Origin of the sequence: Trinickia violacea (assembly GCF_005280735.1) — a bacterium.
Taxonomy (GTDB): Bacteria; Pseudomonadota; Gammaproteobacteria; order Burkholderiales; family Burkholderiaceae; genus Trinickia_A; species Trinickia_A violacea.
In genome coordinates, this window is record NZ_CP040078.1 from 2,807,946 (window position 1) to 2,822,656 (window position 14,711).

General features: G+C 60.3%; 13 protein-coding genes. 2 read left to right on the forward strand and 11 right to left on the reverse strand.

What is annotated here, in order from left to right:
• Positions 1 to 82: 82 nt before the first annotated feature.
• A complete protein-coding gene (locus FAZ95_RS34620) occupies positions 83 to 646 on the reverse strand; it encodes an arsenate reductase/protein-tyrosine-phosphatase family protein (protein ID WP_137336889.1) in 564 nt (187 codons plus the stop codon).
• A 341-nt stretch (positions 647 to 987) separates the two neighbouring features.
• Here FAZ95_RS34620 and FAZ95_RS34625 point away from each other — a divergent pair, with 341 nt between their 5' ends.
• Positions 988 to 2,163: a glycoside hydrolase family 71/99 protein gene (locus tag FAZ95_RS34625; protein WP_254700103.1), complete on the forward strand. Its 1,176-nt coding sequence runs from the start codon at positions 988 to 990 to the stop codon at positions 2,161 to 2,163.
• A 50-nt stretch (positions 2,164 to 2,213) separates the two neighbouring features.
• On the opposite strand, the gene FAZ95_RS34630 is transcribed toward FAZ95_RS34625, so the two are convergent.
• The 9 genes from FAZ95_RS34630 to FAZ95_RS34670 all read right to left on the reverse strand — a co-directional run bounded on the left by FAZ95_RS34630 (position 2,214) and on the right by FAZ95_RS34670 (position 13,167).
• Positions 2,214 to 3,566, reverse strand: a complete 1,353-nt coding sequence (locus tag FAZ95_RS34630) for a glycosyltransferase (RefSeq protein WP_137336891.1) — start codon at positions 3,564 to 3,566, stop codon at positions 2,214 to 2,216.
• Entirely contained in the window at positions 3,563 to 4,735 is a 1,173-nt protein-coding gene (locus tag FAZ95_RS34635; RefSeq protein WP_437437760.1) for a polysaccharide biosynthesis/export family protein, read from the reverse strand. The genes FAZ95_RS34630 and FAZ95_RS34635 overlap by 4 nt, the downstream gene beginning before the upstream one ends.
• 57 nt (positions 4,736 to 4,792) lie before the next feature.
• Entirely contained in the window at positions 4,793 to 6,172 is a 1,380-nt protein-coding gene (locus FAZ95_RS34640) for an undecaprenyl-phosphate glucose phosphotransferase (RefSeq protein ID WP_137336892.1), read from the reverse strand.
• Between the two features lie 51 nt (positions 6,173 to 6,223).
• Positions 6,224 to 7,720, reverse strand: coding sequence for a mannose-1-phosphate guanylyltransferase/mannose-6-phosphate isomerase (locus tag FAZ95_RS34645; protein ID WP_137336893.1), 1,497 nt, complete (start codon positions 7,718 to 7,720; stop codon positions 6,224 to 6,226).
• Positions 7,721 to 8,178: 458 nt separating this feature from the next.
• Positions 8,179 to 9,039 (reverse strand): ABC transporter permease, encoded by an 861-nt coding sequence (locus FAZ95_RS34650; protein WP_137337743.1) that lies wholly within the window; start codon positions 9,037 to 9,039, stop codon positions 8,179 to 8,181.
• 134 nt (positions 9,040 to 9,173) lie between these two features.
• A complete protein-coding gene (locus tag FAZ95_RS34655; RefSeq protein ID WP_137336894.1) occupies positions 9,174 to 10,046 on the reverse strand; it encodes an ABC transporter permease in 873 nt (290 codons plus the stop codon).
• Positions 10,043 to 11,125 carry an ABC transporter ATP-binding protein gene (locus FAZ95_RS34660; protein ID WP_137336895.1) on the reverse strand — a complete coding sequence of 361 codons (1,083 nt, stop codon included), beginning with the start codon at positions 11,123 to 11,125 and terminating at the stop codon, positions 10,043 to 10,045. Before FAZ95_RS34660 ends, FAZ95_RS34655 begins: the two co-directional genes overlap by 4 nt.
• Before the next feature lie 81 nt (positions 11,126 to 11,206).
• On the reverse strand, positions 11,207 to 12,376 hold the full coding sequence (locus FAZ95_RS34665) for an ABC transporter substrate-binding protein (protein ID WP_137336896.1): 1,170 nt from the start codon (positions 12,374 to 12,376) through the stop codon (positions 11,207 to 11,209).
• A gap of 125 nt (positions 12,377 to 12,501) precedes the next feature.
• The gene (locus FAZ95_RS34670) at positions 12,502 to 13,167 is read right to left on the reverse strand and encodes a FadR/GntR family transcriptional regulator (protein WP_254700390.1); all 666 of its coding nucleotides are present in this window, start codon (positions 13,165 to 13,167) and stop codon (positions 12,502 to 12,504) included.
• Between the two features lie 327 nt (positions 13,168 to 13,494).
• Between FAZ95_RS34670 and FAZ95_RS34675 the strand changes: the two genes are divergently transcribed.
• Complete coding sequence (locus FAZ95_RS34675; protein ID WP_137336898.1) at positions 13,495 to 13,803, forward strand: hypothetical protein; 309 nt, start codon at positions 13,495 to 13,497, stop codon at positions 13,801 to 13,803.
• A gap of 20 nt (positions 13,804 to 13,823) precedes the next feature.
• On the opposite strand, the gene FAZ95_RS34680 is transcribed toward FAZ95_RS34675, so the two are convergent.
• Positions 13,824 to 14,696, reverse strand: a complete 873-nt coding sequence (locus FAZ95_RS34680) for a transporter substrate-binding domain-containing protein (RefSeq protein WP_137336899.1) — start codon at positions 14,694 to 14,696, stop codon at positions 13,824 to 13,826.
• Positions 14,697 to 14,711: the final 15 nt, after the last annotated feature.

Below are 14,711 nucleotides of genomic sequence, written 5' to 3' on the forward strand. Positions count from 1 at the left end.
AATAAAACATGCGTTTTTTAATATGCACTATCACGACCGTGCTAAGCCGACAGCATCGTGCCCAACGCTGTGCACTCGCTTTTTATACCAGCTCCATTTGCCTCAACTTTTCAACCCATATTGCTGCTGCAGCATCGATAACTTCGACGCACGTTTCGTAATGCTCTCGATCCCTTCCAGTCGGATCCGAGATTTCGACACGCTGCCAATGCCCAAACAGCTTAACCTTGCCTCTTTGGGTGAAATCTTCACGAAGCACATTTTCCATATGCATCTCTTCCATGCACAGGATCAGATCGAACTTCGCGAACAGCGACGGCAGAAACAATTTGGATCGGTGATGCTCGAGATCGCCCAGTCCTCGATCGCGCGCAATCGCCATGATGGTGGGATCCGCACTCGCGCCTGGGCACGCGTGAGTCCCGCCGGAGGAAACCGTCGCCCGAGCGCCCTTCAACTTTCCTCGCAAGACGAGCTCCGCGAAAGGACTTCTACATACATTTGCAGTACACACTGTCAATATTCTCAACACGCTGCCCCCACCGACATTCAAGCTATCGCCAATCACTGCTTTCCGTTTTTTTTCGACGTTGGCGCAGGTAAATCGACAAGGCCACGTACGACCCAAAATATACGAAAGCAGCACAAATCAATAGAATTACGACCCCCAAATCCTGCCAAGGATAGTCATTAGGACACAAAAAGAATGCGCCCACAAAATAAGCCAACAACAACAAAAATGCGAATGCGTGTTTATAGACCTTGCTTCTGATTGGACTATTTATCACAATAACTCACCAATACCTTTCCGTTCGGTCACATCGCGTCTCGGCCCCTTCGCCTACTTCAAAAACTGTCTGTTCAACCACAATGTTCTCTACCACACGCACGACAAAGACCCTTATCCGAATTGCACTCTCGTGCCTGACCGCTTACACGGTCCTGGCCCATGCCGGCCAAGGTACGACCCTTTCCAGCGTCGCCCCCATGCGCGGCAATACATCCGCCAGCGCCAATTTCAAGGGCTCCTCGAACGGCAACCTGCCTGGCGATACAAACGTTTCCAAAGTCAACGTCCACACGCTCCTTTATCCAGGGCACACGACGAAAGTGCTCGTCCATTACCTCCCGTGGTGGGGCCCAAGTCCCCGGGGAGTCGACGTCCGCTACCGGTCCGACGATCCCGACCAAATTCGCCGGACCTTCACGGACATGACATCGCGCGGCATCGATGGCGTCGTGGTGGATTGGTACGGAAGCCAGGATTTCGTCGAAACCGCCTGGCGAAAATCGGCCCAAATCCTGGGTGAATTTCCCAACCTATCCTTTTCCATCATGGTCGACAGTGGTGTTTACAAATTCCATCGTTGCCAGGGATGCGACTTGACGCAAACCATCTTGTATTACCTTCGTCCGCTATCAAAAAACTACTTCTCCAACCCTCAATATCTTCGCTATAGCGCGCAACCTGTGGTCTTCGAATTCGGAATGGATGCGGTCGGTGACGCCGACTGGGCCAAGATTCAAGCTGCCTTTCCGGAAATACTGTGGGTCCACATTCACAAGCAGGGCTTCGATCTCGATGCAAGCCGCGGTGCTTTCGCCTGGATAGATGCCCCCGCCAAAAACAGTATTCTTCCAAGCAGCCCCGCCTCCCGCTTAACCAGCTTCTACCGCTATGCCCACACCGAGCCGGCAAAGTTGACGGTCGGTGCCGCTTATAAAGGGTTCGACGATTCTCTCGCTCCGTGGGGAAAGGAAAACCCCAAACATATCGACCAGTCATGCGGTGAAACCTGGCTTCGATCCTTCTATTTGGTCAACTCCCAGTACAGCGTCAAGGATCAACTTCCATTTCTACAGCTGATTACTTGGAACGACTACGAAGAAGGCACGGCGCTTGAAAGTGGCATCGACAACTGCGCCACCTTGAGCGTGCTGCGTTCCGGCAAAAGCATCGATATCCAATTGAGCCATGCATCGACGATAGATCACATCGTCCTACTACGGCAGAAAGGCAATGAGCTGTTCCAAGAGTTCGCTAGCTATCCGCCTGATACAACATCAATACCGCTGCCCCAGCAGTCTGGAACTTATTTTGTCCAAGCAATCGGAAAACCATTTTTAAAGAATACGATTTCCAACTCCATCGTCATACCGTAAAGCAAGTAGAGACGAAGAAGGCAGTGCTCTATTTCATCGGCCTTCCCAGCTCAAGAAATTTTTTGAAGTGGCGCAACGCCCCCACTTTCGCGGCGTCCAGAGCCGCTCGCAAGCAAAATTCGTTCACGCCCTCTTTCCACAGCTACCGAGACATGCTCCAAAAATTGGCGTCTAAGCAATAAAGGATCGTGATGCTCCACCACGTATGCGCGCGCGGCGAGCGAGATTTGCTGGCACAGCGCGGGATTATTTGCCAATTCCTCAACTAGCCGGGCCGCTTCGTTCGGCGAGTGGGCAATCAGCACCTCTCGGCCGTGCGTTACGGTGAGTCCTTCAATGCCAAGCTCGTTCGTCACCACGGGAATTCCCATTGCCATTGCATCCAGGACTTTCGTCTTTATGCCGGTTCCTTCAACTATCGGCATCAGCGCGACATGGCATTGATGCAAAATCGTCGAAAAATCAGACACAAAACCATAATGCACGACATTCCGGTGAATTCCCGCCGTAATCTCCCCCGCTCGCTGGTCGTGATCACCGATTGTGTGCAATACGGCATTCAGTCCACGACCAATCAGCGCCGGCATGATTTCATGCGAAATATGCTTGAGTGAAGCCAAATTCTGAGAAGTCTTCAGATTCCCGACAAAGAAAAGATTGATCACCACGGGAACACTCGGATCCGGGTGCCACACGGCATTCGGGACCGCCACCGCTTGCGGATTCGCATAGACCGACTTAGCTGCAGGACTCCCAGTCTCCAAGCGACGCACTTCCTTGAGTGAAGTCAGCAACGTCGCGTCAAATCTGCTTGGCGCCCCTCGCTCACGGTTCCCGATAATGCGCTGTTCTCGCTTGAGCACATGTCGGCGCAACATCGGTTCGATAGCCTTGAACACGCGCGGGATCCGATTTGAGAATGTTCCGAATATCTCGGAGTGGTGTCCGTTCTCAATGAACTGCCTGTATCGGTCGGCCAATAAGTCGTCGAGATCGACGATCTTCGGAAGCTTGAGAACGTCGCAATACTGTGCGGTCCTTAGCATATCCGCGACGACCACGTCGAAGCCCTGGCAAGCTATCTCTCTCACGTTGGTCTGCGCACGCCGGGAGAAGAACAAGTTCTCCTGCAACGAGTGACGTAGCCTCGTCACCACGTTGAATGCAACCTCGACGCTGTTCGGCAGCGCAATCGTAGTCACCGAACGGCAGCCAAGCTCCCTCAACTTACCGGCGTCAACCGACTCTGACCTGCCACAGAAGACGATCACATGCACATCGTGTTCCGCAGCAAGAAAATCCAAGCTTTGCAAAATAAGCTTCTCTCGCCCGCCCCGCGCTGGAAATGGCGGCCGTGACGCCAAATAAAGCACGCTGTGCCGCGCAACGTGGTCCGCGCTCATTTTGTCAACACCGCTGCGGTCAAACCTGCGTTGATGGCGGGCAGCAGGAGGGTAAGCACGCGGTTGAAGCGTACCAATCCACTCCCGTCTACGTAGACGATGTCCTTGGGCTGAAGCTCAAATTGATTGGCAAGCAGCATCGCGACCGGCGAATGCGCGTCGATTCGATAGATATTCGGTGTCTTTTTCAGCGAGCCTCGAATGACGTAAATCTGGGCTGCGTTAGCGGTCGAGGAATTGATGCTTCCCGCCTGGGCGATGGCATCGCTCAAAGTGAGTTCTCCGCTTTGCAACGGCACGGCGGTAATCGGCCGGTTGACTTCACCCATTACCGATACGCTACTATCCGTGCGGGGCGGAATACGCAACAGGTCGCCGCTTAGCAGCGATATCTTCGACGGATCCATGCCGCTCGAAAGCATCTTCGACATATTCAACTTATACGAGGTACCTCCTCGCACGAGTTCGATCCGACTCTGATCGGCATCCGGGCCCAGCCCGCCGGCGCGGTTGATCGCCTCATACAACGTCAACGGAACGTCATTGATTGCGACGATGCCCGGCGTGTGAACTTGCCCGTCTACATATATTTGTTTCGAACGAAACGAGTTGATCCGGACCGTCACCTGAGGGCTCACGAATGTTCGCGAAAGCGCCTCGGTAATACGCTTCTGGATTTCCGCGACCTCAAGGCCGGCAACATGCAACGTCCCGGCATAAGGAAACTGGAGATTCCCATTGTTGTCGACGACGAAGCCGGGAATCGGATCGGCGGGCCGAGTATTCGTCTGCTGCTGCAAACCTCCGGCCGCCGCCAATTCCGGGTGATCCCAAACCGTTATCTGGAGGACGTCGCCGACACCAACATAATAGGGACTCGCCTCGCCATACAGCACGTGCAGGTCATCCGCTTCTCGCTGAGCCGCCGCCACGCGCATTTTCTCGATCAAACTGACATTGATGTCCGTGATTGGGATAGTCAGGTAGGCGGCTTCCGACTGCTCGGAAGCAGATGTGACGAGTAACGTTTCTGTTTGGCTCATACGCATACCGGGGGCAACCGAGCAAGCCGCCAACGCTTGACACAATGCGACACTTGTCAGGAGAAGCGTGCGTCGCCCCGCAATAGCATTCAATTTTTCAATCAGATATGAGCCGGCTACCGACATGTAAACCTCAATTTTTATCTATTTGTATTTTTATGCTTTAGTTAGTCATGCAAATCGCTAGTACGCGTTTTGATGAACCAAGCCTTTTCTGATCGTCGCAAGCACGATGCGCATGTCGAGCGCAAACGACCAATTCCTCAAGTAATAAAGGTCGTACTCCACGCGCCCCTGCATCTTCTCGATCCTGTCCGTCTCGCCCCGATAGCCGTTCACCTGGGCCCAGCCCGTGATTCCAGGCTTGATTCGATAGCGATGGATGTAGCCGCTCACGATCTTCTGATACAGCTCGTCGTGCTCGATCGCGTGCGGTCGCGGGCCGACCACCGACATCTCGCCGCGCAGCACGTTGAAGAATTGCGGCAGCTCGTCGAGGCTGGTGCGCCGCAGAAACGCGCCGACACGCGTAATGCGGGCATCGTTGCGAGTGGCCTGCTTGACGACGCCCTTCTCTTCGCTATGCACGCGCATCGTGCGGAACTTGTAGATCTTGAACACGCGTCCATCCGCGCCCTTGCGCTTTTGCATGAAGAGCACCGGCCCGCGCGACGTGCACTTGACGGCAAAGGCAATCGCAATCAGCAGCGGCGTCAGCAGAATCAGCGCGATGGCGGCAAACACGCGGTCGAACACTTCTTTCTTCAGCATCGCGTGATGCGACAGCGGCGATGCGGCCAGGTTGATCGCGGGCACGCCGATCAGGTCCGTCATGCTGCTGTCGAAGAGCGCCACGCTGCTGACGTCCGGCATGTAGCGGATATTCACGAGGTCGTCGCGAAACTCGTCGACCACGCGCAAGATCGTGCTTTCTTCCGAAAGCGGCAGCGTCAGCCAGAGCTCCTGCATGCCTTCGTCCCGCACGTGCGCGCCGAACGCACCAAGGTCGTCGAACACCGGCACGGCCGTCTTCGCAACGCCGGCTTCCGGGCGCACATTGAAAATCGCGCAGGCACGAAAGCCGCTCGCCGGCGAGGCTTCGAGCTTGCGCAATACGAGCGCCGAATGCGCGCCGCTGCCGACGATCGCCACCTTGCGCAAGTTCAAGCCCGCGTAGCGGATGCGAGCGAGAACCGTATGCGCGGCCAACCTCGACACGATCAGCGCGCCGCCGGTCGTGCCGGTCCAATACGCAAACCACAGCCGCGAAATCAAGTCGGTCCTGTGCAAGGCGAACATCAGCGCCAAGCCGCATCCCTGCACCACGAGCCACGCCAGCGAAATCTGCCCGGTCAGGCGGAGCATCGAGCGGCCGCGCCACGATTGATAGACGCCGAACGCCGGAAACAGCACCAGCACAAACGCGGCGGCAAACGCAATGAACGCGGCATCGAAGTGGCTCTCGGTCAGGTCCTCGAAGCGAACCTGCGAGGCCGCCACCGCGCCGCCGACCACCAAAACGACGTCAAGGACGCGTGCCATCAACCCTCGAGGTCCGTGCATTTTTCGCTTTCCGTTGGCAAGGTTGGAACCGTGTGCCGCAACACGCGTGCGTCACGCACGCCCGTAGGTATCGTCGAAACGCACGATGTCGTCTTCACCCAGATACGAGCCGGACTGCACTTCGATGATCTCGAGCGGCACCTTGCCGGGGTTCTCGAGCCGGTGCTGAATGCCTAGGGGAATGAACGTGGATTCGTTTTCGCTCAGCAGGAACTGCTCGTCGCCGCGCACCACGAGCGCGGTGCCGCGCACGACGATCCAGTGCTCCGCCCGGTGGTGATGCAGCTGCAGCGAGAGACGCGCACCCGGCTGAACCACGATGCGTTTCACCTGAAAGCGCTCGCCCTGATCGATCGAGTCGTAGTAGCCCCAGGGGCGCCGCACCTTGCGATGCGTGTTCGCTTCCGGCCCATGGCCTGCCTTGATGCGCTCGACCACGCCCTTCACGTCCTGCACGCGCGAACGGTCGACGACGAGCACCGCATCGTCGGTCTCGACGACCACGACGTTGGTCACGCCAACGCAAGCGACCAGGCGTCCCTCGGAATGCGCCAGGCTTGCCGTCGCCCCTTCGAAAACGACGCGGCCGCGCGCCACGTTGCCGTCGGCGTCCTTGTCGAGGGCATCCCACACGGCGTCCCACGACCCGAGGTCCGACCAGCCCGCTTCGAGCGGCACGACGACGCCTTGCGCGGGCGTTGCGTCCGAGCCGAGGTGCTCCATCACCGCGTAGTCGATCGAGTCGGACGGCGAGCGCTCAAAGTCCTCGAGCGCCGGACGGAAGAAGGGACCGTCGCCCCGGCCATTCGCAAACGCGGCAACGCACGCCTCGTGCATCTCCGGCTGCAGCCGCTCGAGCGTGTCCAGCCAGACGCTAGCCCGCACGACAAAAATGCCGCTGTTCCACCAGTACTCGCCCGATGCGACGTATTGCGCCGCCAGCTCTTCGGCGGGCTTTTCGACGAAGCGCCCGATGCGGTGCGCTCCGTCGCCTAGCGCCGCTCCAAGCCGGACATAGCCGAAACCCGTATCGGGACGCACAGGCGGCACCCCGAGCGTCACGACCGCACCGCGTTCGGCGTGGTCCGCCGCGCGTTCGATCGCACGCTGGAACGCGGGCGTGTCCGCGATTGCGTGGTCCGCGGGCATCGCCACGACAATCGCATCGCCGCTGCTCGCGCACGCCGCCAAGGCCGCGAGCGTCAATGCCGGCGCCGTACCGCGCCGCGCCGGCTCCGCGATGATGCGGGCCTGTGCGCCGCTCGCCTGAAGCTGCTCGGCGGTCACGAAGCGATGGTCGTCGCCGCAGACGACGATCGGCGCGGCCGCGACATCGCGTGCTCCCGCGAAATCGCGCAGACGCTGCACCGTCGATTGCAGCAGCGACGCCGGTCCGACGATCCCGATCAGCTGCTTCGGAAACTGTTCGCGCGACATCGGCCACAAGCGGCTTCCTGAGCCGCCGGCAAGCACGACCGGTGCGATGCGCAACGCTGCGTCAGCATGCCGGTCATCGCATGCCTGAACGTTTTCGATCTCTTGGCTCAATTTATGTACTCCTATGCATGCTGTTATCGCGGCCGCGCGAAGCACTCGCGATGCCGTCCGGCGACCAGCACGCTGATTCGCGCGCAGTGCGGCGACGCTTGGGAGTCCGCCTCGTCACGTATTCTTCGTTCGAGGCGAATCGGGATTTCCGCAAGTCGAGAAAGCGCCTTTTTTCAAGCGCTTGCATCACTTGTCGCAAACAGTTCTGTCAGGCTGGAAGCGTACGGGAACGTGAATGTCAAATTCCGTCACGCTCGTGATCGATTCCGCCAAGTTGTTGCGACCGCACATGAAAGGTCGCTCAACCCGGCGTCGATTGCCGCGCGCATACGGCGAGAGCCGCACGCTGTACTACGCGTGCGGCTCTTTTTCAGGTTGAAGTCTTGGACGAGAAGCCGGCGGTCAGCCGATGACCGAATCGGCCGCGACGTGCGCTCAGCCTAGGCGCGGCATGTCGGTCAGCGCGGGTCGTCGACGCGCGACACGAGCTGCGTCGGGCTGACGAATTGCAGCGCGATCAGCACCCAGATCAGCGTGATCGCCATATAGATCATCGCCATCGCATCGATCGATTGCGGCGCGCGCACGCCGGTCGAGAATGCCGCGTAGTACAGCGCGACCACGAGCGTCTGCGTCGTCGGTCCGGCCGTGAAGAAGGTCAGTTCGAACAAGCCGATCGTCCGCACGAGCACGAGCAAGCCCGCCGCGAGCATGCCGGGCACGAGCAGCGGCAGCAGCACATGCATGAAGTAGCGGAACGTATTCGCGCCGAAAATGCGCGCGGCCGATTCGAGATTCGGGTCGATCTGCTCGATGAACGGCGTCATCACGAGAATCACGAACGGCAGCGCGGGCACGAGGTTCGCGAGAATCACGCCGGGCAGCGTGCCCGCGAGGCCGAACTTGTACATCGCGGTCGCCATGGGAATCCCATAGGTGACGGGCGGCACCATCAAAGGCAGCAGGAATACGAGCATGGCAAGCCGCTTGCCGGGAAACCGGACGCGCGCGAGTGCATAAGCCGCCGGCACGCCGAGCACGATCGACAGCACCACCACCGCGCCCACCACTTCGAGCGTCACCCAGAGCACGCTCGCAAGCTGGAAGTCGCTCCATGCCTGCCCGTACCAGTGCAGCGTGAAGCCCTCGGGCAGCGGCGTACCGAACCAGCGCGTAGCCATGGAATTGACCGCGACCGTCGCGATCAACAACAGAATGTTCAACAGGAAGAAAACCACTATGGCCCAGACCAGCGTCTTCCACGCGCGGTCGATGAGGCTCGCGCGCGGCTTGGCGGCCGGCGTCGCGATCGGACGCATGCCGCTCGCTCGATCGGCCGCGGCTTCCGCGCGTTGCACGATGCCGCTCGGCGCTGCGCCTCTCGCGCCTCGATCGTCCGCTTTGACGCCGCCACGTTGCGGCCATGCGCGCCGGGCGTGATCGTCGCTTGCCATCAGCCCTTACCTCCGCTCACCGGCCCTGAGTAGAAGAAGCGCCGCGCGCCGAGCATCGCCACGACGACGAGCAGCTGCACGAAGCCCATCACGATCGCGATCGTGGAAGCCAGCGAATAGTCGTAGCTCTCGAACGCGGCCTCGGACGCCGCAATCGACATCACGCGCGTCGGCCCGGCCGGTGCACCGAGCAGCACCGCCGACGGAAACACCGAGAACGCTTGAACGAACGACAGGCAAGCGGCCATCGTCAGCCCCGGCACCAGGAGCGGCAAATAGATCTGCCGGAACTGCTGCCACGGGCTCGCGCCCAACGTCGCCGCGGCACGCGCGAGTGTCGGATCGATACCGGTCACATACGAGAGCGTGAGCAAAAACGCGAACGGAAAACCCGCTACGACGAGCGAGATCAGCACGCCCCAATAGTTGTGCGTGAGCCGCACCTCGTCCGACACCAGATGCAGTCCCGTCACCGCTTGCGAAAACCAGCCGTTAGGGCCGAAGTACGTGAGCATGCCGTCCGCGATCAGCACGGTGCCGAGCGTGACCGGAATCACGAGCAGCGTGGTCACGAGCTTCTGATACGGCGACTTGCGTCGCAGCGCGAAAGCGACCGGCACCGATGCGCCGACGTTGATCAGCGTCGCAGGCACTGCGAGCTTCAGCGTGACGAAGATCGTCGGCCACATCGACGTATCCGTGAAGAACGTGACGTAGTTCGCGAGCGCGCCGCCGCCGTTCATCGGCTGAAACGACAGCATCAGCCCGTACGCAAACGGATAGATAAAGAGCGCAACGATGAACGCGAGCGCCGGTGCGACGAGCCAGCCCTTCGCGTCGCGCGGCGCGCGAGATAGGGGCAGCGTGCTCATGACTCTTCTTCGGCCTCGTAGACCAGCACGCGCGACGGCGCAATGCGCAGCGTCAGGCGCTCGCCTTCGCTGAATTCCCCCGGCATGCGCGCCCACAGCTTGCCGAACGGTGCATTCGCGAGCACGAGCGAATCGCGTCCGCCATATTCGACGGTTTCGATTTGCACGTCGAACGCGTTTTCGTCGACGGGTGTGGCGCGTTCGAAATCGTCAGGCCGCATCGCCAGCGCGACCGCCTTGCGATCGAAGCCGGACATCGCCACGCCGACGAGCCGCACGCCCTGAGCCGACATCGCGACGTATTCTCCGAGCCCCTCTTCGAGCGTGAACGGCACCACGTTGCGATAGCCCATGAAGCGCGCGACATGCAGGTTCGTTGGTCGACCGTATACCGCCTGCGGTATACCAATCTGCTGCACGACGCCCTCCTTCATCACGACGATGCGGTCGGCCATCGAAAGCGCCTCGTCCTGATCGTGCGTCACATAAATCGTCGCGCGCTCGAGGCTCGTGTGAATGCGCCGGATCTCGGCGCGCATTTCGATGCGCAGCTTCGTATCGAGATTCGACAGCGGCTCGTCCATGAGCACGAGCGGCGGCTCGATGACGATCGCGCGCGCGATCGCGACACGCTGCTGCTGCCCGCCGGACAATTGCCCCGGCAGCTTGTTCTCGTGGCCGACGAGCTGCACGAGCTGCAGCGCTTCACGCGCGCGCCGATGCGCTTCCGCCTTCGGCACACCGCGCATCTTCAGGCCGAAGCCGACGTTGTTCAGCACCGACATATGCGGGAACAGCGCGTAGTTCTGGAACACCATGCCGAAGCCGCGCTTCTCGGGCGGCAACACGTCGATGCGTTCGTCGTCGAGCCAGATGCCGCCCGCCGTAAGCGGTTGCAATCCGGCGATGCAATTGAGCGCCGTCGATTTGCCGCAGCCGGACGGCCCCAGAAGCGCGATGAACTCGCCGCGCCCGATTTCCAGATCGAGATTGCGCAGCGCGGCGACCGGCTCGCCTTGCGCGTTCGTGAAGCTGCGGCACACCGAGTCGAGCCGCAAGCGCTCAAAAGAATGCCTCATGTGGCCTCCCGTCCCCCAAGGGGACTTCCTGCGGGCGCCGGTTCCGCCCCGAGGAAGGCAAGCCCCCCTCGCACCCCGAAGTCACTTCGTCTTCTGCGCGCCGATATCGCGGTCCCATTTCTGGAAAGCGGCGACCATCGCCTGCGCGGAAAGCGGTATCTGATGCGGACGATCGGCAATCCACTTGTCGTACTCCGGACGGCCGTACTTCTTGATCACCTCCTGGCTATGCGCGGGGGCCCGGGCAAGCGTGACATCCTTCACGGCCGGACCCGGATAGAAATAGCCGTCGTCGTAGGTCAACGCCTGCTGCGCGGGCTCGAGCATGAAGTTCATCAGCTTGAAGAGCACCGCCACCTTGTCCTTCGGCACGCCCTTCGGAATCACCATGTAGTGTGCGTCGTTCACCCACGTCATGTTGTCGAACGCCTGCACCTTGAAGTCGGCGGGCACGATGCCGAGCGCGCGCGGATTGAGGTCCCAGCCCGTCACGGTCACCGTCATGTCACGCGTGCCCTCGCCCAGCTCCTTCATCACCGCCGAGGTGCCGCCCGGGTAGTAAGGGATGCAATCGTTCAATGCCTTGAGAAACGCCCAGGTCTTGTCCCAGCCGTTGATCGGGTCCTGCGGGTTCTTGTCGCCGAGCACGTAAGGCAGGCCCATCAGGAACGTGCGCCCCGGGCCGGAATTCGCTGGACGCGCATAGATCAGCTTGTTCGGATGCGCCTTGCACCATTGCAGCAGTTGCTCGGGCGTCTTCGGGGGATCGCCGACTTTGGCGGGGTTGTACTCGATCAGCGGACCGGCCGGCATATACGCGACCTCGATCCCGTAGCCTTGTGCCAGGTCCTGCATCTTGCGCGGACCGGGTGCGTATTTGTCGAGCAGGCCCGGAAACGCGCCGGCGTTATCGGGCAAGAGCTTGAGCCACAAGTTCTGTTCGATGCCGGCCGCGAGCGCGTCGGTGCCGGTCAGGACGAGATCGATATCGGCGCGCCCCGCTGCCTGCATCGCCTTGATCTTGCCCGGCAATTGGGGCGCTGGCGCGTTGGTATACGTGATGTTGGAGACAAGATTCGGATACTTCGCCTTGAACGCCTCGAAGCCCTTCTGCGTGAGCTGCAGATTGCCCGCGACGTCGACAATGTTCAGCGTGATCGGGTCCGCGTGCGCGGCAATGCTGCCGAGCGCCGTAACGAAGACGGCGCCGAGGGCCGCCAGCTTGACTGACAACCTGCCAGGAAAAGACATGGCATCTCCTGTCCTTGAGCTCGAACGGACGACGGCTCTCACGGTAGCACTGCCGATTCCATGTCGTCAAACAACATCCGGCAATTTGCGCCGCACCCCCTGACAACTTTTACGGACCTGCCCGCTCACGACCCGAACATCCGCTCAACCGCCCGTTCGAGATGCTGGCGCATCGCCAGCGCCGCTGCTTGCGGGTCGCGCTTGCGGATCGCCTCCAGTACCGCGAGATGCTCCTGTTGAACGAGCCGCTGGCGCTCGACGGATTTCACGAGCGACAAATTGCGCGACAGGTTCATGCTGAACACGATCTGCTCCTGAATGAACGAGATCGCCGAGATGAAGAACTGGTTCTTCGACGCGCGCGCAATGGCCAGATGGAACGCGAAATCGTCCTTCGCGCCGATGCCTTCGGTTTCGACCACCGTCTGCAGGTTGTCCCATTCGTGCTGGATCGCGGCGATGTCGTCGTCGTCGGCCTTCTCGGCCGCGAGCGCCGCTGCGCCCGATTCGGTCACCACGCGGTATTCGTAGCAGCGTTTGATGTCCGACAGGCTTTCGAGCGGCGCGAAGCGCTTCACGTTCGGGTCGGGGCGCCGCACGACCGTCGTGCCGGAGCCGTGGCGTGTGGCGATGATGCCGTCGGCGCGCAGTTGCGCGAGCGCCTCGCGCACGGTCGGGCGCGAGGTGGCGAAGCGTTCGGCGAGCGCGTGCTCGGTCGGCAGGCGATCCCCTTCCTTGTATTCGCCGTCGATGATGCGGTTCAGGATGTCGCTGTAGATGCGTCCCGGCATGCCGGGCGATTTGCGTTCGGTTGGTATCACGAGGAGGCGCCCAGTTGTCACGGTAGTACTGGATTGTAAGGCAAACAACGCCAATTTCCGCAACATCTCGGCTAACAACTTTCGTAAGGGCGTGTCAGGATTTCCTGACCTCAATTGCAGAATGCCCCTCAATCGATTTCCGCGTTTCCCGACGGCATTCGTATACCAGCCCGCCTACCATGGAATGCAGTTTGGGCCGGCCCGTTTGGGCACGGGCTGTATAGGCCAGCCTATTAGGGCTGGCCCATTCGGGCTGGCCCATCGGGGCACGGTTACTCTTGATCCGCGGTCGCTCCCATGACTCTCCATCCGTCCGAGCGCGAACAGGCTGTCGAGCACATCAACGGCATCTGCCTGCGTCTGTTCGATAGCTGGTGCGAAACCAGAAGCGTGACGCCGCTGGTGTACTTGATGCATTGCTGGCCCCTGCTCGACAGCGGCACGACGTCGATCAAGCGGCTCGTCGAAACGCTGACCGAATTGAAGAAATTCCACCCTGAAACGCTGGACCATGGGCTGTCGCCATGTTTCGCGGAACTGGTCGACCGAGCGAACGAGGTCCTCGTCTACTTGCCCGAGCGCACGCGGCGCGCCGCGAACGCCTGAACATGTAACCGGATTGGGGCCTACCGCAAAGATGCCGGATCGAACCACAGTTCCTTGCGGTCCCGCGGCACCCAAGCCGGCAGATAGGGGTTTTGAAGTTCGATGATGGTCCGATGGGACAGATCGAGGTCCGAGAGCTGGCTCGCGAAGTGCCGGTTGAAAAACGCCTGGAAGCTGCCGTTTTTTTGCATCAGTTCGAGCCCGTCGCGGATTCGCGCAGCGAGACGGGGTTGCGATTTGCTGACATAGAAGAACTGCGCGAACGGGTACTTGATCAGGAGATGCCGGTCGATCGCGAGATTCGGATAGCGGGGCCCGTATGCCCGCTCCTCCTCCGGCGCCTCGAGTACCCCGCGGGGAAAGAGATCAAAACGCCCATGAAGAAGCATGAGAAAAAGCGAGTCGTAGGTTTCGGCGGTCGTAACGGGCACGCGGTTGTACTGATACACGCGCACGTCGCCCCAATTGCTGCCTTGACCGACGGAAAGCGACCGTAGCTGCTCGAGCGTCGTCACGGTGTCGATCTTCGCCTGGTTGTGCTTGTCGATCAGCGCGACGCGATAGCCGAGCAGCCCGCGGTCGATCGGGAAGGGAATCGGAATCATCCCTTCGTCGAAGTCTTCATGGCCGGCGTCGCTGATCATGATGTTGATGCGATCCCCCTTTAGCGCCTCGGTGTGCGAGCGCGCGATCGAGATCGGATCGGTGTAGGGGATCTCGACGTAGGGGCCGTAGGTCGGCGTGGTGACTTTCAGCACCTCCGTCAGCAGCTCGAAGGGATACGCGTAACGTACGAGGTATTCCTCGGATTTGAGCGGACGCACCACGTCGGCCGCGAACACCGATGAACTCAGGAGAGACCAGAACAACAGTCCGCAAAGCATTTTGCGCATGATAGTCGGCTTGCA

Excerpts from the sequence above, each read along its gene's own strand:
- FAZ95_RS34680 (WP_137336899.1), bottom strand. The coding sequence starts at position 14,696 with ATGCGCAAAATGCTTTGCGGACTGTTGTTCTGGTCTCTCCTGAGTTCA.
- FAZ95_RS34625 (WP_254700103.1), top strand. The coding sequence starts at position 988 with ATGCGCGGCAATACATCCGCCAGCGCCAATTTCAAGGGCTCCTCGAAC.
- FAZ95_RS34640 (WP_137336892.1), bottom strand. The coding sequence starts at position 6,172 with ATGCACGGACCTCGAGGGTTGATGGCACGCGTCCTTGACGTCGTTTTG.
- FAZ95_RS34665 (WP_137336896.1), bottom strand. The coding sequence starts at position 12,376 with ATGTCTTTTCCTGGCAGGTTGTCAGTCAAGCTGGCGGCCCTCGGCGCC.
- FAZ95_RS34650 (WP_137337743.1), bottom strand. The coding sequence starts at position 9,039 with ATGCGTCCGATCGCGACGCCGGCCGCCAAGCCGCGCGCGAGCCTCATC.
- FAZ95_RS34655 (WP_137336894.1), bottom strand. The coding sequence starts at position 10,046 with ATGAGCACGCTGCCCCTATCTCGCGCGCCGCGCGACGCGAAGGGCTGG.
- FAZ95_RS34675 (WP_137336898.1), top strand. The coding sequence starts at position 13,495 with ATGACTCTCCATCCGTCCGAGCGCGAACAGGCTGTCGAGCACATCAAC.
- FAZ95_RS34660 (WP_137336895.1), bottom strand. The coding sequence starts at position 11,125 with ATGAGGCATTCTTTTGAGCGCTTGCGGCTCGACTCGGTGTGCCGCAGC.
- FAZ95_RS34670 (WP_254700390.1), bottom strand. The coding sequence starts at position 13,167 with ATGCCGGGACGCATCTACAGCGACATCCTGAACCGCATCATCGACGGC.
- FAZ95_RS34635 (WP_437437760.1), bottom strand. The coding sequence starts at position 4,735 with ATGTCGGTAGCCGGCTCATATCTGATTGAAAAATTGAATGCTATTGCG.
- FAZ95_RS34630 (WP_137336891.1), bottom strand. The coding sequence starts at position 3,566 with ATGAGCGCGGACCACGTTGCGCGGCACAGCGTGCTTTATTTGGCGTCA.